This is a genomic window from Selenomonas ruminantium subsp. lactilytica TAM6421 (assembly GCF_000284095.1).
Classification (GTDB): Bacteria; Bacillota; Negativicutes; order Selenomonadales; family Selenomonadaceae; genus Selenomonas_A; species Selenomonas_A lactilytica.
In genome coordinates this window covers 1,015,054-1,035,526 of the sequence record NC_017068.1, presented here as the reverse complement: position 1 = coordinate 1,035,526, position 20,473 = coordinate 1,015,054, and the positions used below count along the sequence as shown (strand labels likewise).

The window sequence follows — 20,473 nt, the reverse complement described above, 5'->3', positions numbered from 1 at the left end:
CTGTACCTCAGAAATTGAAGTAAATGAACGGATTGTAATTTCCCGCCACGGTGGCGATAACGGAAAGCAGGAACAGGGCCGCCGCTATACAAGGCTCAGCCACGGGCTGCCAAAGGCGCCAATTCTTTGCCACCCAGGGATATAGCGGCAAAGAAAACACCAGTCCCATAAGCCAGACCAGCCAGCCGCTCATGAGGAAATGCGCAGCCATCCCATCGAACAGAGGATTTCCCGCCACTCCCCACATCATGCCCAGATAGGAAACGCTTTGTCCCAAGTCGGGGAACTGGAACACCACCCAGGCCATGATGACCGCCAGCAGGGTGTAAACATGGCCGAAAAGCCCCAGCCTCTCTGCAAAGCCGGTGAACTTCTCCAGAACCAGCAGGACAAAATAGATCAGCCCCCAAAGCAGGAACGTCCAGTTCGCGCCATGCCAAAAGCCCGTCAACGACCAGACTATGAAGAGATTCAGTACCAGGCGGCCCCGGCTGCAACGGTTCCCCCCCAAGGGAATATAAACGTAATCCCGGAACCAGGATGACAGGGAGATATGCCAGCGCCGCCAAAATTCCGTCACGCTGCGGGAGATATAGGGATAATTGAAGTTCTCCCGAAAGTGAAAGCCGAACATCTGCCCCAGCCCTATGGCCATATCCGAGTACCCGGAAAAATCGAAATAAATCTGAAGCGTATAGGCAATGGCTCCGAGCCAGGCCGCAGTCACGGACAGCGGTTCCTGTGCTGCCATGAGCCGGGTGTTCATGGCGATGACCGCCATATAATTGGCCAGCAATACCTTCTTGGCCAGACCATAGCTGAAGCGGATCATGCCATCCGTGAAATCCTGCCGCGTCTCCTGACGATGCAGGATTTCCTGCTCAATATCTGCATAGCGTACAATCGGCCCGGCGATGAGTTGCGGAAACAGGGCAATGTAGAGCCCCAAATTCAGGACATTCCGCTGAGCCGGTGCCTTCCCATAATAAACATCAAGCAGATAAGAAAGCAGCTGGAAGGTAAAGAAGGAAATCCCAATGGGCAAGGCCAACTGGATGGCAGAAAAATCCTCCTGCAGCAAAATCCCCAGCTGCTGGGCCGCAAAGGTCAGATACTTGAAAACAAACAGCATCCCCAAATGGAATGCTGCCCCCAAGAACAGCCACAACCTGCGCCGCCCTGCCTGCCTCTCCCCTTCAAGCCTGAGCCCCACCTGCCAACCGCAGAGGATTGAAAGCACCATCAGCCAGACAAAGAACGGTTCTCCCCAGGCATAGAAAACAAGACTGACCAGAAGCAGCAGCACATTGCGGAACTTTCTGCCCGTACAGAAGGGGTTGTAGTAAAGCAGCAGCGTCAAGGGCAAAAACATGAACAAGAACAGATTGGATGAAAAGACCAAGGCAATCCCCTCCATGTTATGATGTCAGAATAATCAGCTATGTCTTTTTAATTTCTATAAATGTCATAAAATTCCTTCTTTTTTATTTATAAATAAAGGCCGGTGAGTAACATATGCTTTACTCACCAGCCTCACAAAGAAGGTAACAGATTTTGCAGGGATATGCCTGCAAAATGCAGAATGTATCTTTTATCGAAATAATATAGAAAGGACTTGAACTTATGGAAGAACCTGCCTTTATCCTGATGGCCATCTTTGGGGCATCACTGCTGCTGTCCGCACTGATCATCGTTTCCGTGAAAGACCCGCGGGAACTGCCCTTCTTTACGCCCATACACCCCATCACCTCCATGCCGCTTGCCAGGGCCAGGATTGAAGCCAAGACCATCGGCAAATATGTGGCTATCATTGGCGGCATCATCCTGACTCTGAGCCTGCTGGGCATATTGGTTTACGAGTGAGCCGTAACTCAGAACCGCCGCTGGCGCAGGGCCTCGTAGAGCACGATGGCCGCTGACATGGCCACATTCAGTGATTCGGCCTGGCCATACATGGGGATATAGGTCTTCTGGGCCATAGCCAGCACTTCTGCCGACACGCCATTGCCCTCATTGCCCAGCACCACTGCCGTGCCCCGGGTAAAATCCTGCTGGAAATGTGGTTTGGCATTTTCGTCCAATGCCGTGGCCAAAAGCTGCAAATCCTGCGCCTGGACAAAAGCCTGCAATTCTGCGGCACTGATGCCTGCATAAACCGGCACATGGAAGATGCTGCCCATGGTGGAACGCACCACTTTGTCGGCGAAGGCATCCACGGACCCCTTGAGCATGATCACGCCATCAGCCCCCACGGCATCAGCGGTACGGATGATGGTTCCCGCGTTTCCCGGATCCTGTACACCGTCCATAACGACATAGAGTGGCTTTTCCCTCCCTGCTTTCTGTGAAGGCAGAGAGGGATTTTTTGACTCCATGACAAGCAGGATACCTTGCGGCGTATCCGTGCCTGCGGCCTTGGCAAAGATATGTTCCGGCACTTCGTAAAGGGGCACACCCCTGGCAGAAAGCTTTTCCGTCAAATCCCTGCCCCGCGGCTGACTGGTCAATTGACCGGTCAACAAACCATAGGAAATTGACCAGTCAGATTCTGCCGCCATTTCGCAGAGCCTTATGCCCTCGGCCACGAAGAGCCCGGTCTTTTCCCGCTGCTTGCGCTGCTTTAACGCCGCCGCCAATTTGACCTTCTTATTGGCGGGGCTGTCAATATATTCCATCCTCTTTCCTCCTGTCAAAAAAGCCGCCCCCGCAGGGACGGCTTAAATAAACCAGCTATGAAATTAGAGGTTTTCTTTAGCAACAGCAACGAGCTGAGCGAAAGCCTTTTCATCAGAGATGGCCAGGTCAGCCAGCATCTTGCGGTTTACTTCAACGCCAGCCTTGGTCAGGCCGCAAACGAGACGGCTGTAGGAAATGCCGTTCACACGTGCAGCAGCGTTGATACGAGCAATCCAGAGACGACGGAAGTTGCCCTTCTTCGCACGACGGTCACGACGAGCGTAGTAGAGAGCCTTCATTACGGTCTCGTTAGCTTTCTTGAACTGTTTGCTCTTGGAACCTTTGTAACCCTTAGCGAGCTTCAGGATTTTCTTATGACGTCTATGTGCAGTCACGCCTACTTTTACTCTTGGCATGGTTTCATCCTCCTAAAAAATCAAAATGAACGATAAAATTACGATTGAATTATGCGTAAGGGAGCATTCTCTTTACGCGGCCGAAATCAGCGGCAGTAACCATAGCGGCTTTACGCAGGTTACGTTTACGCTTCGGAGACTTCTTCTCCAGGATGTGGCTCTTGAAAGCCTTGTTACGTTTGAAGTTTTCACCGCTACCAGTCATGGTAAAGCGTTTAGCTGCTGCTCTGCGAGTCTTGATCTTTGGCATTACATTTTCCTCCTTAAATTAGCCTCTCAAAATTCCCGAATCAGGATTCCTGTGCAGGCTGTTTGGGCTTCGATGCTTTCTGCGCTTTGGGCGCAACGATCATCGTCATATTTTTTCCTTCAAGTTTGGCATTGCGTTCAATGGAAACACGGTCGCCCAACGCTTCTGCCACACGGCCCAGGACTTCTTTGCCCAGTTCCGGATGAGAGAGCTCACGGCCGCGGAACATGATCGTCACTTTGACTTTGTTCCCTTCCTCTACGAAACGAAGTGCATTCTTCAACTTGACGTCAAAATCGTGTTGTTCGATATTCGGGCGAAGCTTCACTTCTTTGATGTTGATGACCTTCTGCTTCTTCTTCGCTTCTTTTTCCCGCTTCTGCTGTTCATAGCGGTACTTACCGAAATCCATGATGCGACAAACCGGCGGTTTGGCCTTCGGGGCAATCTCCACGAGGTCAAGATGCTGTTCCTCGGCCATGCGCAGGGCATCGCGGGTAGCCATGATACCGAGCTGTTCGCCTTCGGCGCTGGTCACGCGCACTTCACGAATGCGAATTTCCTCATTGATGCGTAAGGATTCTCTGCTAATAGTAAAACACCTCCTGCTTAAAGTCTACGTCTCTTATAAAACAAGAAAGAGGCGGCACAAAGCCACCTCAATAAACTCAATGCTATAAACCCAACTGACCTATCAAAACCGTCAGCAGGTGAGAAGCGGTGGCTTCTTCTTGTTCACGACTTGATTAGTTTAACACGAATCAGCCACCATGTCAAATATTTTTAAGCATTTTCTTCCTGCTTATTTTCTTTTTTCTTCACCGCCGTGCGGATGGACAGTTCGCGGAGTTGCTTGTCCTCAACCTCAGACGGAGCGTTGGACATCACGTCACGGGCGCTCTGGTTCTTCGGGAAGGCGATGACGTCGCGGATGGAAGAACGCTTAGCCATGATCATGACCAGACGGTCAAGACCGAAGGCCAGGCCGCCATGAGGAGGCGTGCCATACTGGAAGGCATCCATCATGAAGCCGAACTTCTCATGGGCTTCTTCATAAGTGAGGCCCAAGGATTCGAATACCTTTTCCTGCAGTTCTGCGTTGTAGATACGCAAGGAACCGCCGCCGATTTCGACACCGTTCAGAACCATGTCGTAAGCGTTAGCCTTTACTCGGCCCGGGTCAGTGCCCAGGAATTCGATATCCTCATCACGGGGAGCCGTGAACGGATGGTGCATGGCTTTCCAGCGCTTCTCTTCGTCGCTCCATTCGTACATCGGGAAGTCAACAACCCAGAGGAAGCGAAGCTTGTCGGGATCGATGAGGCCGCGTTCCTTGCCCATCTCGAGGCGGAGCTGGCCCAGAGCCGTGTCCACAACGAGGCGCTTGTCAGCCACAACCAGCAGCAGGTCGCCGGTCTTGGCGCCCGTAGCTTCGGCAATCTTGGCGAAGGTTTCATCGGTGTAGAACTTCTTGAAGGGGCTCTTGATGCCTTCTTCGCTGTACTGGATCCAAGCCAGGCCCTTAGCACCGTAAATCTGCACGAACTTGACCAGTTCATCCAGACGGCGGCGGGGAATGTCAGCATAGCCGTCCACCTTGATGCACTTGACCATGCCGCCGTTTTCGATAACGGCATTGAACACCTTGAAGTCAGAACCCTTGACGTATTCGGAGATGTCCATGAGAGGCATATCGAAACGCAGATCCGGCTTGTCGGAACCGTACTTGTCCATAGCCGTATCCCAATCCATGCGCTCGAACGGCGTTTCCACCTTGGCACCGATGGATTTTTCAAAGAGTTCCTTGATCATCTCTTCCATGATGGTCAGGATTTCGTCCTGATCCTTGAAGGACATTTCGATATCCAGCTGGGTGAATTCCGGCTGACGGTCAGCACGCAGGTCTTCGTCGCGGAAGCAGCGTACGATCTGGAAGTATTTCTCGAAGCCGGCTACCTGCAGGATCTGCTTGAAGATCTGCGGGGACTGGGGCAGAGCGTAGAACTCGCCCGGGTTCACGCGGCTGGGCACCAGGAAGTCGCGAGCGCCTTCCGGGGTGCTCTTGCAGAGCATCGGCGTCTCGATTTCCAGGAAGCCATTGCGGTCGAAGTAATCACGCATGATTTTCGTCACGCGATGGCGCAGAATGATGTTCTTCTGCATTTCCGGACGGCGCAGGTCCAGATAACGGTATTTCAGACGGATCTTCTCGTCAACATCCACCCCGTCCTGAATGTAGAAGGGAGGCGTGTTAGCCTTGTTCAGGATGCGCAGCTCTTCGCAGACCACTTCGATTTCGCCGGTCTCGATGTTGCTGTTCACCGTTTCTTCGCTGCGGGCGCGCACAGCACCGCGTACCGCGATGCAGAACTCGTTGCGCAGGGACTCTGCCTTGTGGAACGTACCTTCCGCCATGGAAGCCTCGTCAAAGACCACCTGCACGAAACCGGAACGGTCACGCATATCCACGAAAATCAGACCACCGTGGTCACGGCGGCGGGCTACCCAGCCGCAGAGGACAACCTGCTGTCCTTCGTCTGCCTTACGAAGCTCGCCACAATGATGGTCGCGCTTCATACCTTGTAATGTTTCCATTAACCTTTCACCTCAGCACATAGCTTTTCAATAATATTATCAAAAGAAACCTTCTGCTGCTCGCTCTTTTCCATATCCTTGAGCTGCACGCATGCTTCTTTGACTTCATCTTCACCGATGATTAAAGCAAAACGGGCATTAGCCTTATTTGCCTGCTTCATCTGGGCCTTCATGCTCCGACCGGCATAATCCATGCTGGCCTTGAGTCCTGCCTGACGCAGCTGCGTCAAGAGCTTGAAGGCAGCGCCCTGGGCTTCTTCGCCCAAAGCCACCACAAAGGCATCGGTCTTCGTGTCCATTTCCGGCAGGAGATTCTGTTTCTCCAAAGCCAAAAGGACACGCTCCAGCCCCGTGGCAAAACCAACCGCCGGCGTCGGATTGCCGCCGATTTCCTCGATGAGGCCATCATAGCGGCCGCCGCCAGCCACGGCACTCTGGGCACCAAGGGGCGGGTATTTGATTTCAAAGGCGGTCTTGGTGTAATAGTCAAGGCCGCGCACCAGACGAGCATCCAGTTCGAATTCCACGCCGGCTGACCTCAGGAAATGCTGCACCTTGTGGAAATGCTCCTGGCATTCCTCGCAGAGGCAGTCCGTGATCTTCGGTGCATCGGCCATATAGGGCTTATCCGCATCGGCCTTGCAGTCGAGGATACGCAGCGGGCTGCGCTCAAAGCGGTCCTGACAGTCCTCACAGAGGTCATCTAGCTTATCCCGGAAGTAGTCCTGCAAGACTTTGCGATAAACAGGACGGCATTTCGGGCAGCCCACGGAGTTCAGGGACAGTTTCAGGTCTTTAAGACCGAGCCCGCCTAAGAGATCCATGGCCAGCATGATGATTTCGGCATCCACCGCCGGATTGGACTCACCCAGAGCCTCCACGCCGAACTGATGGAATTCGCGCATGCGGCCGGCCTGGGGCCGGTCGTAGCGGAACATGGAGCCGATGTAGAACAGCTTCGTCAGGCTGTTGTCGCCATAGAGCTTGTTCTGCAGGTACGCACGCACTGCCGAAGCCGTGTTTTCCGGACGCAGCGTGATGCTGCGGTCGCCACGGTCGGTGAAGGTGTACATTTCCTTGTCCACCACGTCGGTGCCTTCGCCGATGCCGCGATGGAACAGTTCCGTATGCTCGAACATGGGCGTACGGATTTCCTTGTAGCCGTAGCGGGCACACAGGTCACGGATTTTTTCTTCCACATAGGTCCATTGTCCGACGGTATCGGGCAATATATCCTTTGTCCCTCTTGGGGCATTGGTTAACATTCGTCTTACTCCCCCTAAGCTTGGCAGGCTTCGTCAAGAAGCGCCCGCCGTTTTTCGATATAAATATCAATATCGCGCAGATACGTCACCAAGTCCTTGGCATTGAAGGACGACTTCATGCGCTTGTTCTTGAAATCAACCACCTTGCTGGTGGCGGCGCCGCCGATGCCGATAATGGTCTGATGTTCCTCCATGATCTGGATGTTATACATGCCCTCGGCACCTTTGCGGCAGCAGCCGATATTTTCCAAATCCCCCGCCATATAGCCCTGACGATAGAGATAATAAGGCTTATAGCCGAAGCGCTCCATGTAATTCATGGCCACCTCTGCCATCTTGCGGGTTTCCTCGGCTCCGGGCAGATCCACATGGCGCTCTTCCATAATCAGCTTGAGCCTTGAACCACGCTTCAAGGCCAGCGCATGCAGGGTGATATCATCAGGCGCCAACGCCGTGACCTTGGCCAGCGTGTCATCCACATCTGCTGCCGTCTCGCCAGGCAGGCCCAGAATCAGATCCATATTGATTTCCGGGATGCCTGCTTTCCGCAGGGCATGGTACATATCCACCACGGCCTCCGGCGTATGCTGGCGGCCGATGACCTTCAGAGTCCGCTGCTGCATGGTCTGGGGATTGACGCTGACGCGCGTGACCTTATAGTCACGCAAGGCGTCAATCTTGCCCGGCGTAATGCTGTCGGGACGGCCTGCCTCCACGGTAAACTCAACTAAGTCATCATGGTAGAAGGCCTCAGACACCCAGCCCAGCATGGTCCGAAATTCTGCATCTGGCAAAGCCGTGGGCGTGCCGCCGCCCACATAGATATTCTGGACTTTTAGCCCATGGGCCTCCACTGCTGCCTTGGCCCCTTCGATGTCCTTACGGAGTACCGCCATAAACTCTGCCAGCTTCTTCCCCCCCGGCAGAACATTGGCGGGGAAGGAACAATAGAGGCAGCGGGTTATACAAAAGGGTATGCCCACATAGATGCTGATGGTCTTTTCATCCGAAGTCCTGAGGAAGGGCAGCTGCCGGAAGGCCATGGGCGTGATGATGCGCGCCTTCTCCTCACTGCAGGCAAAGTCCCGCATCAGCCGAGCAACTATCCCTTCCTCGTCCATACCGTATTCAATCCAGCGATGGACGATTTTCGTAGGCCGCACGCCATGGAGTATGCCCCAGGGTGCAGCCCCATAGCCCAATTCCTCACAGAAGATATGGTAGAGATTAAGCTTGATGGTGCGGTTGACTGCCGCCCGCTCCAGCTCATCCTCCTTGCCCCATTCCCGCCGGGTATAGCTGGTCAATGTGCCATCCTCGCAAAAGAGCATCAAGGTGGTTTCTATATGCACCCTGGCCCCTTCATGAGGCTGACCTTCCACCGGCAGGCGGCGATTGACCACGGATAACTGGGCAAAGTCAGCTGCGCCTTCTTTGCCCACGATTTCCACCTTGAAAAGCGTCAGCACTTCCCGGGTGATTTTCGAAATGATTTCTTTTTTTGAATTCAGTGTAAAGGTTCTTACCTTCAATTTTCCTTTTGGCACTCCTTGCATGTACCGAAGAATTTCACCTGATGGTTCAGCACATGGAAGCCCATCTTCTTCTGGATATCACCTTCCAGATCGTCCAGCAGATCGTCTTCAAATTCTGTGACTTTGCCACAGGTCGTGCAAATCAAATGATGATGATGATGCTCCGATGGATCTGTGGTGTTCACCTCATAACGGCTGCAACCATCCCCGAATTCCATCTTCTGCAAAATTTCCAATTCCGACAGCAGCTCCAAGCTGCGATAAACTGTAGCCAGACCAATTTCTGATTTATCCTGCCGCAGGATACCATGCACATCCTCTGCCGAAAGATGTTCGCCCGGATGGTCCAAAAATACCTGCAGCACCGTCTGCCGCTGCGGCGTCATCTTATGCTGACGCGCCTGCAAACGCTGCTTCAAATCATCCATTGTAAATGTCTGTGCCATAAAACCAACCCCTTCTATATCGATAACGTGTTCTCCGTCTTATAACACACATGCTAAATCAAATAAAACTATTATAACAGATAATCAGTCCCATGACAAACTACATATTTGTATTGCTGCCCATTTTTCTCACCACGCTGTAGACATCTTTCACTCTTCGCAAACGGGTGATGATCTGCTTGACCTGGGTGGAGCTGTTCACATCCAACCCCAGCAGGATAGTCGAAGTCTTGGTACTGCGATTGGGATTGGCGTTGATGCTGTGAATGTTGATCTTCATTTCCGTGGGCACAGCCAGCACACTGGCCAGAATACCGCTGCGGTCATTGCAGACGATTTCCAGTTCCACCTTGTACTGCTTGTCGAGGCCCACATCCCAGCTGACTTCAATCATGCGGGAGATATCCGTATCCATCAGGACATTGGGACAGTCCGTGCGATGCACCGACACGCCACGTCCCCTCGTCACATAGCCGGTGATGGGATCGCCCGGAATCGGATTGCAGCAGCGGGCAAGACGCACCATCAAGCCGCTCTCCCCTTCCACCAACACGCCATGGCTGGATTTGCTCTTGCGATTATTGGCAGGACGCTTGAGGGCCGAAAGCATCTGGCTCACATCCAGCGGCGTCTTTTCCTTGATTTCTTCCTTATGGAATTCCACCAAGCGCGTCAATATGCCATGCACCGTGATGCCGCCATAGCCCACAGCCGCCAGCAGATCATCTTCGCTCAGGATATTGAGCTTCTTGGCCACCTCCAGCAGCCGGCCATCCTTCAAGAGTTCCTTAGGCGCATAGCCCAGCCGCTTGGCCTCCTCGCGAATGAGTTCCATGCCCCGCTCGATATTTTCCTCCCGGCGTTCCTTCTTGAACCAGGAGCGGATCTTGCTGCGGGTTTCCGAGGAAGCTACGATATTGAGCCAGTCCCGGGAAGGGCCGTTGTTGGCCTTGTTGGTGATGATGGACACGATATCGCCATTCTTGAGCTTGTGCTCCAACGGCACCAACTTGCCATTGACCTTGGCACCGACACAGTGATGCCCCACCTCCGTATGGATGCGGTAGGCAAAGTCGATGGGAATGGAGCCCTTGGGCAGATCCACCACATCGCCTTTCGGCGTAAACACGAACACCTCATCCGAGAAAATATCCACCTTGAGGGCTTCAAAGTATTCCTTGGGATCGCTGAGTTCCTGCTGCAGGCTTACCATCTGCCGCAGCCAGTTCATCTTCTGATCCATGGCACCGCCCGCCGTGGAGCCTTTGCCATTTTCCTTGTACTTCCAGTGCGCCGCTACACCGAATTCCGATACCTCATGCATATGGAAGGTGCGGATCTGGATTTCCAACGGATAACCGCGCGTCATCACCGTGGTATGCAGGGACTGATAGCCATTGGATTTCGGCATGGCGATATAATCCTTGAAGCGGCCCGGAATCGGCTTCCACATAGCATGGATTACGCCGAGCACGCCATAGCAGTCCCGCACAGATTCCACCAATACGCGGATTGCGGAAAGGTCGTAGATCTCGCTGATATCCTTCTTATCCCGCAGCATCTTCTTGTAGATGCTGTAAAAATGCTTGGCGCGGCCCTTGATTTCCGCTTTGATGCCGGCCTCGCCGATCTTCGTCTCAATCTGCTCGATGGCCGTATCGATGAAGGCCTGCCGCTCCTTGCGCTTCTGCTTGACATTTTCCACTAAATCATAGTATTTTTCCGGCTCCAGATAGCGCAGGCAGAGGTCTTCCAGCTCCCATTTGATATTGGAAATACCCAGACGGTTGGCCAGCGGCGCATAGATCTCAATGGTTTCCTTGGCAATGCGCTTCTGCTTGTCCTCCCGCATGTATTTGAGGGTGCGCATATTATGCAGGCGGTCTGCCAGCTTCACCATGATTACCCGGATATCCTTGGCCATGGCCAGGAACATCTTGCGGTAGTTTTCCAGCTGGACTTCCTCTTTGGATTTATACTTGATGCGGCCCAGCTTCGTGACGCCATCCACGATCATGGCCACTTCTTCCCCGAACATTTCCTCAATCTGTTCTTTCGTGTAGAGGGTATCTTCCACCACATCATGCAGCAGCGCTGCACTGATGGTCACATCGTCAATATGCAGTTCCGTAAGGATTTCCGCCACATGCAGGGGATGGATGATATACTCCTCCCCGGAAACCCGGACCTGCCCCTTATGGGCTTCCACAGCCAAATCATAAGCCTTGCGAATCAAGGCAACATCCGCTTTAGGCTCATAGGACTGCACTGCCTGCAATATGGAATCTATGGTTACTGGTGCTTTGTCTTTGTCGTTCATGATGTCCCATCTCCTTCCCTAATTACCTTAGCGATGCCGCCTGTAAGTCGGCGAACTTTCCAAATCCATCCGCCCGCTGGCCTTGGGCAAATAATAGCAGTTTTCATCCATATCCATGCGCAGAAGGCTGAGCTCCTGGAAAATCCGCAGGCCCAGACTCATGGTATAGAGGGAAATATGCGGCCCCCGCTTGCAGAAATCCACGGTGAGTTCCTCGGCTGTATACGGAATATAATCCTCCTGCTGCTGGATCTGATAGAGAAATTTATAGATATTCACCAGCTGCTCCCGCTCCGGGAAAACACGCTCCCCATCCGCCGGAGCAATGCTGTCCACCATGCACTGCAGGCTGCGGTTCCCCTGCCACTCATTGACGGCAGGACTATAGACCATATCGATGGCTTCACTGTTGATGATGCCCGCATAATCGCTGCGGTTCCAAAACAGCGCCGTCACCGGAGCCTTGGTACTGCCCACCTGAAAGCGCAGATGCTGACCTTCCTTGCCGATGACCTGGGGTGCCGTCCCCCGAATCTCCCGCACGCCGAATAATGGCTTGGGATTCTTCATGCCAAAGGGCTCCAGTTTTGCCAGCTCATCAATCAGCTCAAAGGTAATCTCCTCCGGCGCCAGCTCCATCTCCACCTTGACCTTGGGCACATAATCATCAGCTGTCAACGTGGCCTCCGCTGTCGCCGCAAAAGCTTCCTTAAAGGCTTGTAATTCGCTTTCCGCCACGGATAATCCTGCCGCCTGAGAATGGCCGCCGAACTGCAAAATATGATCCTTGCAGGCCTTCAAAGCCTCATACATATGCAGGCCGTCAATGCTGCGGCAGGAACCCTTGCAAATCCCATCTTCCTGTTTGCTGAATACGATGGTGGGCTTGTAATACTTGTCCACGAGGCGGGAGGCCACGATGCCGATAACCCCGGGATTCCAATTCTCCCCGGCCACCACGATGGCGGGCAGATTGTTCACATCCTCGCCCTTGAGCTCTGCTTCTGCCTTGGCCAGAATCTCCTGCTCGATGGTCTGCCGCTGGCTGTTGAGCATATCCAGCTCCATGGCCAGGGACTCCGCCTCAGCTTCATCCTTTGTCAACAGCAGCTCCACACCCTTGCGCGCCGAACCGATGCGCCCAGCGGCATTGAGCCGGGGCGCCAGCCGGAAGCCCACATGGCCGGTATTGAGCTCTTCATCCCGGATATCGGATACATCTACCAGCGCCCGCATCCCCGCAAAGGAGGACTTGCGCATGCGCTTTAGCCCCGCTGCCACAATCTTACGGTTCTCCCCCAGAAGTGGCACGATATCCGCCACCGTGCCCAAAGCCACGATTTCCAAATCCTGTTCGTAGCTTTGTCCGTGCATTTCCTGCCATAACGCCTGACAGAGCTTGAAAGCCACGCCTACGCCCGCCAGGTCTTTATCCGGATAAGGACAGTCTTCACGATGGGGATTGACCACTGCTAATGCCGGCGGCAAGTTCTCCCCCGGCAGATGATGATCCGTCACGATGATGTCCAGTCTGCCTGCCATCGCCGCCACATCATCCACAGAAGCGATGCCACAGTCTACAGATACCAATAACTTCGCCCCGTCCTCAGCAATGCTTTGCAAAGCAGGCAGATTGAAGCCATAGCCTTCCTTTTCACGATGCGGAATATAGAAACCGACATTTGCCCCCAGCGCCTTGAGATTATGCACCAACAGCGTCGTGGCCGTCATGCCGTCCACATCATAGTCGCCATAGACCACGATTTTCTCCTCGCCGTCGATAGCCTCGATGATCCGATCTACAGCCCTGTCCATATCCTTCATCAAAAGAGGATCATAAAACGGTTGCTTCTCCGGCTGCAGAAAAACCTCTGCCGCCTCCTTGGTACAAATGCCGCGATTCCATAAGATATTTGCCAGGCTCTTCGTCACGCCCAACTCTTTTGCAAAAGCCGCTGCCTCAGGAGCAGCGGCACTTAATTTCCATTCTTTTAACATACTTTACACTCCTGTGTAATATCTTATCTCATTTTAGTTGCGGCGTAAATACCAACGAGCACTCTTGGGAGAATTTTTGCCCAAAATAAAACCACCCATCGAATTGAACAGGTGGTTTTAATCTAAAACTCAAAATCTACCGTTTTTCTTATTCAGCAGCCTGCTTCCAGCTTTCGCCAACGCTGCCCTCTTCCCGCACCTCTTTTGCTGCCGCATTCATGCGCGCGAACGATTTTAATACATCCACAACTGCAGCGGAATCATCAAAACAAAATATGCAGCGCATACGATTGTCAATTCGAATACGTCAAACTGCTTTAGAGCATAATGATCCACACACATGATAACCAATGCCATTATTACAACTGCATCCATAAGCAGCCAGCTCCAAGTCTTGAAGCCTCTGTGCCCCTGGGTAAAAGGCGGCTTTAATGATGCTATAGTTATATTGCCTGTTGGTGGTGTCATCGTAAAGGTGGAAGGCTGCCATGGTGAACTGGAAATCTTATTTGTATCGCCCAAGGCACACAGCAAAGGAATTTGCTATGCAGCCTGGTGCGAAGTAGAACGGATGTATCCTGCTGTCAAGGTATGGGAGACCGTTACGCCTTACTTCGAAAAACACAACATCCACTTTTACGTCAACCGATGCGGCTTCCACATCGTTGAATTCTATAATAGTCATCATCCTGAACCGCATCATACAGATGAACCTCCTGACGACCAATTCCCTGAAGGAATGTTCCGCTTCGAGAAAAGACTTCCCTGAAACTAAGAAAAATTTAATAAATTTATGATAAGGTAAGTCCGTAAAAACTTGTCACACATATCATCGTTTATACGGAGGGAACTTTCTATGTCATCCAACAATATTACGACCAGTTCCGAAACACAAAAAGTCTATGACGAATTGAATAGACTTTCCCCCTACTGTGCCCCCAGCGGTCAGTTTTTCGAGCGCAACGATATCGAATACCTGATAAATAACGGCTACAGTCTCCAAGATGCCAAGGATGCACTTTCACGCTGCCCCAAATACCTTTCCCAATATAAAGCTCCCAATGGTCAATATTTCGCTGTAAATGATATCGAGTACCTGCTGGACAACGGCTATAGCCTTCAGGATGCGCTAGATGAACTGGCCGAATGTGATCGATATTCAGATGGCCGCACTCATCAATCTAATAGCAGCAATAGAACCATTTACAATTTCAACATTTTCGGTGCTCATGCCTTCTGCGATGACGACGACCATTTTTCTCATAGCCATTCCAGCTCCTACTATGACACCGGCAGCAGTGATGATTGCGACGGCAGTGATTTTGACAACTGTGGTGTAAACGATAATGCCGAAGACAAAGAACCGGACGCATGAGCAGTACGTCCGGTTCTTTGCTGTGTATTATATTTTAGGAGAGCTTTAACGAAAGCCTGTATATAATATAGCATCATTGAGAATGAAAATCAATAAATAATTGAAAATTATTTTTACAGCAAAAAGAGTCCCCAAGTCAATACACAAAACCTTGGGGACTCCGTCACGTATATAACGCTCTCCTAATCTTATTCTAACATGAAGGAGTCTAATTGTCCAAATATTTCTGCAGCCAGCATCAGCAGGATATAAACAACCTCTGACGAATAGAGCCTATAGATGAAAGACCATGAATCTTTTTAAAGGAAAACGGAGGGAAACACCATGAGTATGCTTGAGTCCATCCACCAGCGCCGCAGTTACTACCAGCTTGTAAAGGAGCTGCCGGTTGATGCAATCAAGATCAAGGAAACTGTCCAACAGACCACAGAGCTGGTTCCTGATGCTTTCAACATGAAATCAGCCCGCGTTGTCTTAGCCATGAACAGCAAACATGATGAGCTATGGGATGCGATTTACACTGCGTTTGGCGGAAAAGTCGCTCGCGAGAAAATCGACAGTTTCAAGGCCGGAGCTGGCACGGTGCTGTACTTCTATGATGAAGAGGTCGTAAAAAAATTACAGGAACAGTACCCTGCTTATGCCCCCAATTTCCCCATCTGGTCGCAACAGGCAAATGGCATGCTGCAATTCACCATCTGGACAGCTCTGCGTGACCTGAATGTTGGTGCCAATATCCAGCACTACAATCCAGTCATTGACGATGCTGTAAAAAAACTATTCAATCTCCCGGATTCATGGAAACTCGTTGCGCAAATGCCATTTGGCGGCATTGCTGCTGAACCTGATGCCAAAGAGCCTGAAGACATTACAACCCGCGTCAAGGTTTTCGACTGAAAAATAGACTACCACCACAAAAGCCGCTCCTGCTGACACCCCATCAGCGGAGCGGCTTTGTGCTTTGTATATTTAGAAACCATTTTATACAGGTTCCCGTACCATGATGAAATTTTGGTCAAAATTCCGGCACAGTTGACTGGTTATCCAGACCATAACTGCCAAAACCAACGTCCTGATACGACTCCTGTACAATGCGTTCTATACAAAGGCGATATTTTTGCTGATTCGTTTCACTATGCATCTGCACAAAGGGAACTTTCTTATCCCTGCATTCTTGCGGAAATAATTTCAAGGCTTCATCATAAGATACATCATGTCGCTTGGCGTAGCGTCTGGCCTTCTGCATAGAACTTGCTTCCTGATGATAACGGCGATAAATTGCATAGCCATGCACCCGCTTCGGCACAGGACGAATGCTGGTCATATGAATGTAATCTTCATACCTCTGTAGCCATTTCTTTATCGCTAATGCTTCCAATTGAGCTTCCGTTTCAGCAAATATCCGCAACTTACTGCCCAGTTGAACCTTTCTGCCATCTTCATATTGCGGAAACGAGACACCAATATGCCCCTTACTGCCGTCTTCCATCTGCGTTGCCAAAGCCAAGTGAAGTTGCTGATACAATTTGCTCCAGATATGGTTCTCATTGATCTCCGCATCCGGCAACAAAGTGAGTTCCTGATAAAACTTCACGCTGCTCACCCCTTGCCAAATACACCGCCACGAACCAATACCGCCATGACATAATGCTCCTCTTCTGCATTGGCCAACGGTTCTCCCAGAGCGAACTTATCAAACAAGGTATAAAAATCAACTTTCTCCTTAGGATTCCGGAAGGCTTTTCCCAAGTTCGTCACTGCACCATACGGCTCGACAGCAATCGGCCCAGCTCCTTCCGGGCTTTCAAATTCCGGATACCAGGTATCAATTGTCCGCAAAGCGTTGCCCAATTTCTGGGAATGCATTGCGGCTACCCCCTCCACATGATATAAGATCTTGCTCTTGCGGCTGTTGCCCTTATCGAATACCAATTCTTCGCTGGGATATACTTCTTGCCCAACACCCAGTTTTGTATAAGCCTCTACTTCAATGAATTGATATGGCTCCTCACCGGATAATGCTGCTGCAATCTTTCCTGCCAAAGCCTTTATTTCCTCATGTTCTGTAAAGTCACGCAAGGAATAGGTATACGCATCAAATTTCTGCTCCCAGCTGCCAACCTTGACACAGACATCGATTTTCTCCGCCCCCAGCCGGTTTCTCCATAGGAAACGGGCGCTGGCAATATTATAGGCATAGCGGTAAGACAATTCCTTGAAGCCTGTCTTTTCTATATAGCCTTTGGCTGCCGCAGCATAACTTTGCGCAAAAGCTGCATTGTTGCAGGCCGACGGCTTTTCCACACCACTCAATACCTTGATGGTAAAGGCCAGCTTCAGGGTATCCTGTTCCATGCCTAATGCGCAGGAATCCACTTGTTGCAGGTTAGGTTTTTCTACCTCTGCATTCAATTTCGCCGGATCATTCTGCACTGCCGGCTTCAGCCGATTGGAAATCGTCCCCCGTACTGATTTTTCCACCAGCTTCAATGGTTCAGCCTTTACCTTATGTTCATCATCCCAGCATGTGCCATACATATAGCCATCCGAGACGACTAATTTCTTTTCAAACGCCAATACCGATGCGATATCCGCTGCCTTTTTAGCCATTTCTATTCCTCCCCACGCAAATCTTGTTTCCCCATATTCCGACACAGATACAAACCTTCTGCTTCATTATATTCATATTCCCACATCATTTCCTGAATAGCCTCACAACGATAGGGCATCACAAATTCTCCCACCGTTACCAAAGGTTCCACAAAATGATGTTCATATTCATAGGAACGTTGTTCCTTCACTTGCAAATTGCCAGACAAATCATGGAAACCAACTGCTATCGGCACCAGCCAGCCATCCGCAGCCACCTTGCTTCTCTGCCATCCAAGAAAAGCCCCTTCCGCATCACGATTGGCTGTATACTGCACCTGCATAGCATTCAGCAAACTATCCAAGGCATCTTTGCCGCTCTCATGCTGAAGCAAATCCTGCCGCTCAATGATTGCATAACCCGGCATTAACCTTGCCTTCACCCTGTTTACATCCCGCTCGTCATCATCGTCAACGGACACAACCTGCCAATCCTGCTGCTCACCGTGCCGCAGGACAATATCGCCCCCAGCCGCCTTCAGACGCGGTAATTCTCGCCGAACAGTTTCCTCAAAACGCTCTTTGAGGCTGCCTTTCATTCCCGTCAGTTCCACCAATAGGCTGATTTCTAAATGGCAACGGGCCTCTTCAACAAAGGGCGGTCGTTCAAACTCACCAGTTTTCCTGCTCTTCTTCAGCGGATTCGCTGTTCCGATCAAAGAGCCATAAAAATTACCCTTTTCATTGAACACCTGCAAATCAAAGGCATGACAAATGACCGCCACACGCGGCAAGCCGACTTCTTGCAGTTCATCCCTCTGCCGGATCCGCCGCTGCAACGCATGAGTCATCCCCAGCCAGGCGGTCATTGCTGGAAAACCTACCGTATAAGGGCTGCTAGCCGCATTTGCGTTTTGAATCTGCAGGTGGGGAATCATCAGATATTGCTTAATCATCCTCCTATCCCTCCTACTGCTTTTGCAGATCACTACGAATAAATTCTGCCACTTCTTTTCGCAGTGCGGTCAGTTCTCCATCACCGAACTCTATCTTTTCCCGTTTCATGACTTTCTCATAAGCAGCCATCAGCCAGTCAGCAAACTCACCTGCCAGCTTCTTCTGCCATTCCTCATCAATCTGCCGGTCTTCTGCATACTTATCATCCAGCCAGATTGACTGTGCCCTGCTCAGACTGCGATTGTCCGTCCAGCCACATTTCTCCCGCAGTACATATACTCTCAACAGAACCATTTCCATTATCTGTCGCTCTATGCTGCGAACAACCTGCCTGATTTCCATATTATTCCTTTTATCAACATATCGCTTATGCAGACGCTGGAAAAGACCTATGAAATCCCGCAACCGTAAAGTTTCCTTGAAAAAATCCTTACGAGGATAGATTATCGTACGCTTTTCCAGAACAGGCGGCATAGCTGGCAGCATATAGCTTCGCCCGCCCTGCCGATTATTTCCATAAGAGATGTTTTGTGGCTTCGTTCCGCCGAATTTGGTCTGCACCAGATTATAGATGCGCCGATGGTCACTGCCATAGGTCTCCGACTTCTTGCTGCACGCCTGCCGTGCTCCATCTTCCATGGCTCGAATACGCGCACGCACTTCCTGCATCAAGCTGGCGGGAGGCAAAACTGTCAATAAATGGTAATCATCCTCTCCCACAGGAAAGAACACCTGCCGTAACCGCTTGTCTGTTGAATCAGGCAACACATCCGACTTTACAGTCAACAAATCTTCACGCACCTGCTCATAATCCGCCTGCATGATTTGAAAATCTTCCCGCAAACAATCATCCGCAGCCTGCAAATGCTCGTAGAAAGTTTTTCCGTCCTCCAAACGCAATTGAAGCAAGCTGGCAGTTGCCAAATAATTAGCCGCCACAAAAATATCCGGTGAACAAGCCACCGAACCTGTCGATACATATACATCATCCAGTTTGCCATTTATCTTTGCCTGCCAATTGACTGTCACATCCGGATTGATAAAACGGCCTATATGCGTAGCAAACTGACACTTACTGGCATTCTTAGCCGTATCAGCCAGCCACTGCCCGGGCGGTACACCTTTCTTTTCAGATTCTGCTTGCACATAATCTGTCAACACACTCATCAACATCACCTCACTTATTTATATTGTTCAATATTATCTGTCATTTATCTTCGTTTTTATTATATTTTTTAATATCGACAAGTAAAATCCCCTTTTCTAAGCCGCCTATACGGCGGAACACTGTTAAACGTATCCCGTTATCGGGTGGCAATTTTTCTAAGCCGCCTATACGGCGGAACACTCGTTGGACTCTGACACAGCCCAAAGCGTAAATTTCTAAGCCGCCTATACGGCGGAACACCAGGTGCGAATGTGGTGCTCAAGTTGATGTGTTTTCTAAGCCGCCTATACGGCGGAACACCGGGGAAAATGACAGACAAAAAAAGCACATTATTTCTAAGCCGCCTATACGGCGGAACACGGCAGGCAGGTCAATGGTACGGCCGGAGCCGAATTTCTAAGCCGCCTATACGGCGGAACACGCGTTCCGATCGAACCCTCTCCATCTGCTCTTTTTCTAAGCCGCCTATACGGCGGAACACGCTTTTTGGAAGCCCATGATTTCAGCCATACTTTTCTAAGCCGCCTATACGGCGGAACACATAATGCCTGTTTATCAAGTCGAGCAAACAATTTTCTAAGCCGCCTATACGGCGGAACACTACTCAACCAGAATTTCCACCGCCGTTGCATATTTCTAAGCCGCCTATACGGCGGAACACCATTCCCGCTTTATTTTGGACTCGCTTATCCATTTCTAAGCCGCCTATACGGCGGAACACGCCCATTGAACAACTCTGTCCCTGAACGGCAATTTCTAAGCCGCCTATACGGCGGAACACGGATGCCAAGCGACGACCGAACCACGGGATGCTTTCTAAGCCGCCTATACGGCGGAACAACTTATCACGTCGCAGACTGGCGTGAGGTAATCTTTCTAAGCC

General features: G+C 51.1%; 19 protein-coding genes and 1 CRISPR repeat array (1 of these 20 cut by a window edge). Of the genes, 4 read left to right on the top strand and 15 right to left on the bottom strand.

Going from position 1 to position 20,473, the window contains the following annotated elements:
* Positions 1-7 precede the first annotated feature (7 nt).
* Entirely contained in the window at positions 8-1,402 is a 1,395-nt protein-coding gene (locus SELR_RS04940) for an MBOAT family O-acyltransferase (RefSeq protein ID WP_014424103.1), read from the bottom strand.
* A gap of 221 nt (positions 1,403-1,623) precedes the next feature.
* Here SELR_RS04940 and SELR_RS04935 point away from each other — a divergent pair, with 221 nt between their 5' ends.
* The gene (locus tag SELR_RS04935) at positions 1,624-1,863 is read left to right on the top strand and encodes a hypothetical protein (RefSeq protein ID WP_014424102.1); all 240 of its coding nucleotides are present in this window, start codon (positions 1,624-1,626) and stop codon (positions 1,861-1,863) included.
* An 8-nt stretch (positions 1,864-1,871) separates the two neighbouring features.
* Here SELR_RS04935 and SELR_RS04930 read toward each other — a convergent pair whose 3' ends face one another.
* From SELR_RS04930 to recJ, 10 genes are all read right to left on the bottom strand, one after another.
* Positions 1,872-2,675: a TrmH family RNA methyltransferase gene (locus SELR_RS04930; protein WP_014424101.1), complete on the bottom strand. Its 804-nt coding sequence runs from the start codon at positions 2,673-2,675 to the stop codon at positions 1,872-1,874.
* 63 nt (positions 2,676-2,738) lie between these two features.
* Positions 2,739-3,092 carry a 50S ribosomal protein L20 gene (gene rplT / locus SELR_RS04925; RefSeq protein WP_014424100.1) on the bottom strand — a complete coding sequence of 118 codons (354 nt, stop codon included), beginning with the start codon at positions 3,090-3,092 and terminating at the stop codon, positions 2,739-2,741.
* 49 nt (positions 3,093-3,141) lie between these two features.
* Entirely contained in the window at positions 3,142-3,342 is a 201-nt protein-coding gene (gene rpmI / locus SELR_RS04920) for a 50S ribosomal protein L35 (protein ID WP_014424099.1), read from the bottom strand.
* Between the two features lie 40 nt (positions 3,343-3,382).
* The gene (infC, locus tag SELR_RS04915; RefSeq protein ID WP_041914271.1) at positions 3,383-3,934 is read right to left on the bottom strand and encodes a translation initiation factor IF-3; all 552 of its coding nucleotides are present in this window, start codon (positions 3,932-3,934) and stop codon (positions 3,383-3,385) included.
* Positions 3,935-4,125: 191 nt separating this feature from the next.
* Complete coding sequence (gene aspS / locus SELR_RS04910) at positions 4,126-5,937, bottom strand: aspartate--tRNA ligase (protein WP_014424097.1); 1,812 nt, start codon at positions 5,935-5,937, stop codon at positions 4,126-4,128.
* Complete coding sequence (hisS, locus tag SELR_RS04905; protein ID WP_014424096.1) at positions 5,937-7,202, bottom strand: histidine--tRNA ligase; 1,266 nt, start codon at positions 7,200-7,202, stop codon at positions 5,937-5,939. The genes aspS and hisS overlap by 1 nt, the downstream gene beginning before the upstream one ends.
* A gap of 14 nt (positions 7,203-7,216) precedes the next feature.
* Positions 7,217-8,734, bottom strand: a complete 1,518-nt coding sequence (gene hemZ, locus SELR_RS04900; RefSeq protein ID WP_041914270.1) for a coproporphyrinogen dehydrogenase HemZ — start codon at positions 8,732-8,734, stop codon at positions 7,217-7,219.
* A complete protein-coding gene (locus SELR_RS04895) occupies positions 8,731-9,183 on the bottom strand; it encodes a Fur family transcriptional regulator (protein ID WP_014424094.1) in 453 nt (150 codons plus the stop codon). The genes hemZ and SELR_RS04895 overlap by 4 nt, the downstream gene beginning before the upstream one ends.
* 100 nt (positions 9,184-9,283) lie before the next feature.
* Positions 9,284-11,503, bottom strand: coding sequence for a RelA/SpoT family protein (locus SELR_RS04890; protein ID WP_014424093.1), 2,220 nt, complete (start codon positions 11,501-11,503; stop codon positions 9,284-9,286).
* A gap of 27 nt (positions 11,504-11,530) precedes the next feature.
* Positions 11,531-13,501: a single-stranded-DNA-specific exonuclease RecJ gene (gene recJ / locus SELR_RS04885; protein WP_014424092.1), complete on the bottom strand. Its 1,971-nt coding sequence runs from the start codon at positions 13,499-13,501 to the stop codon at positions 11,531-11,533.
* A gap of 340 nt (positions 13,502-13,841) precedes the next feature.
* Between recJ and SELR_RS18245 the strand changes: the two genes are divergently transcribed.
* The 3 genes from SELR_RS18245 (at position 13,842) to SELR_RS04870 (ending at position 15,773) form a co-directional block, all read left to right on the top strand.
* Positions 13,842-14,270: an acetyltransferase gene (locus SELR_RS18245; protein ID WP_014424091.1), complete on the top strand. Its 429-nt coding sequence runs from the start codon at positions 13,842-13,844 to the stop codon at positions 14,268-14,270.
* A gap of 87 nt (positions 14,271-14,357) precedes the next feature.
* Entirely contained in the window at positions 14,358-14,876 is a 519-nt protein-coding gene (locus SELR_RS04875) for a hypothetical protein (RefSeq protein ID WP_014424090.1), read from the top strand.
* A 324-nt stretch (positions 14,877-15,200) separates the two neighbouring features.
* The gene (locus tag SELR_RS04870; protein WP_014424089.1) at positions 15,201-15,773 is read left to right on the top strand and encodes a nitroreductase family protein; all 573 of its coding nucleotides are present in this window, start codon (positions 15,201-15,203) and stop codon (positions 15,771-15,773) included.
* A gap of 118 nt (positions 15,774-15,891) precedes the next feature.
* Here SELR_RS04870 and cas6f read toward each other — a convergent pair whose 3' ends face one another.
* The 4 genes from cas6f to SELR_RS04850 are packed head-to-tail and all read right to left on the bottom strand — an operon-like array spanning position 15,892 to position 19,589.
* On the bottom strand, positions 15,892-16,470 hold the full coding sequence (cas6f, locus tag SELR_RS04865) for a type I-F CRISPR-associated endoribonuclease Cas6/Csy4 (RefSeq protein ID WP_014424088.1): 579 nt from the start codon (positions 16,468-16,470) through the stop codon (positions 15,892-15,894).
* Positions 16,471-16,475: 5 nt separating this feature from the next.
* Positions 16,476-17,486: a type I-F CRISPR-associated protein Csy3 gene (gene csy3 / locus SELR_RS04860; protein ID WP_014424087.1), complete on the bottom strand. Its 1,011-nt coding sequence runs from the start codon at positions 17,484-17,486 to the stop codon at positions 16,476-16,478.
* A 2-nt stretch (positions 17,487-17,488) separates the two neighbouring features.
* On the bottom strand, positions 17,489-18,421 hold the full coding sequence (gene csy2, locus SELR_RS04855; RefSeq protein WP_014424086.1) for a type I-F CRISPR-associated protein Csy2: 933 nt from the start codon (positions 18,419-18,421) through the stop codon (positions 17,489-17,491).
* A 13-nt stretch (positions 18,422-18,434) separates the two neighbouring features.
* Positions 18,435-19,589, bottom strand: a complete 1,155-nt coding sequence (locus SELR_RS04850; protein ID WP_014424085.1) for a type I-F CRISPR-associated protein Csy1 — start codon at positions 19,587-19,589, stop codon at positions 18,435-18,437.
* Between the two features lie 93 nt (positions 19,590-19,682).
* A CRISPR array of direct repeats spans positions 19,683-20,473; the repeat unit is 28 nt; unit sequence TTTCTAAGCCGCCTATACGGCGGAACAC; it runs 1,340 nt beyond the window's last position.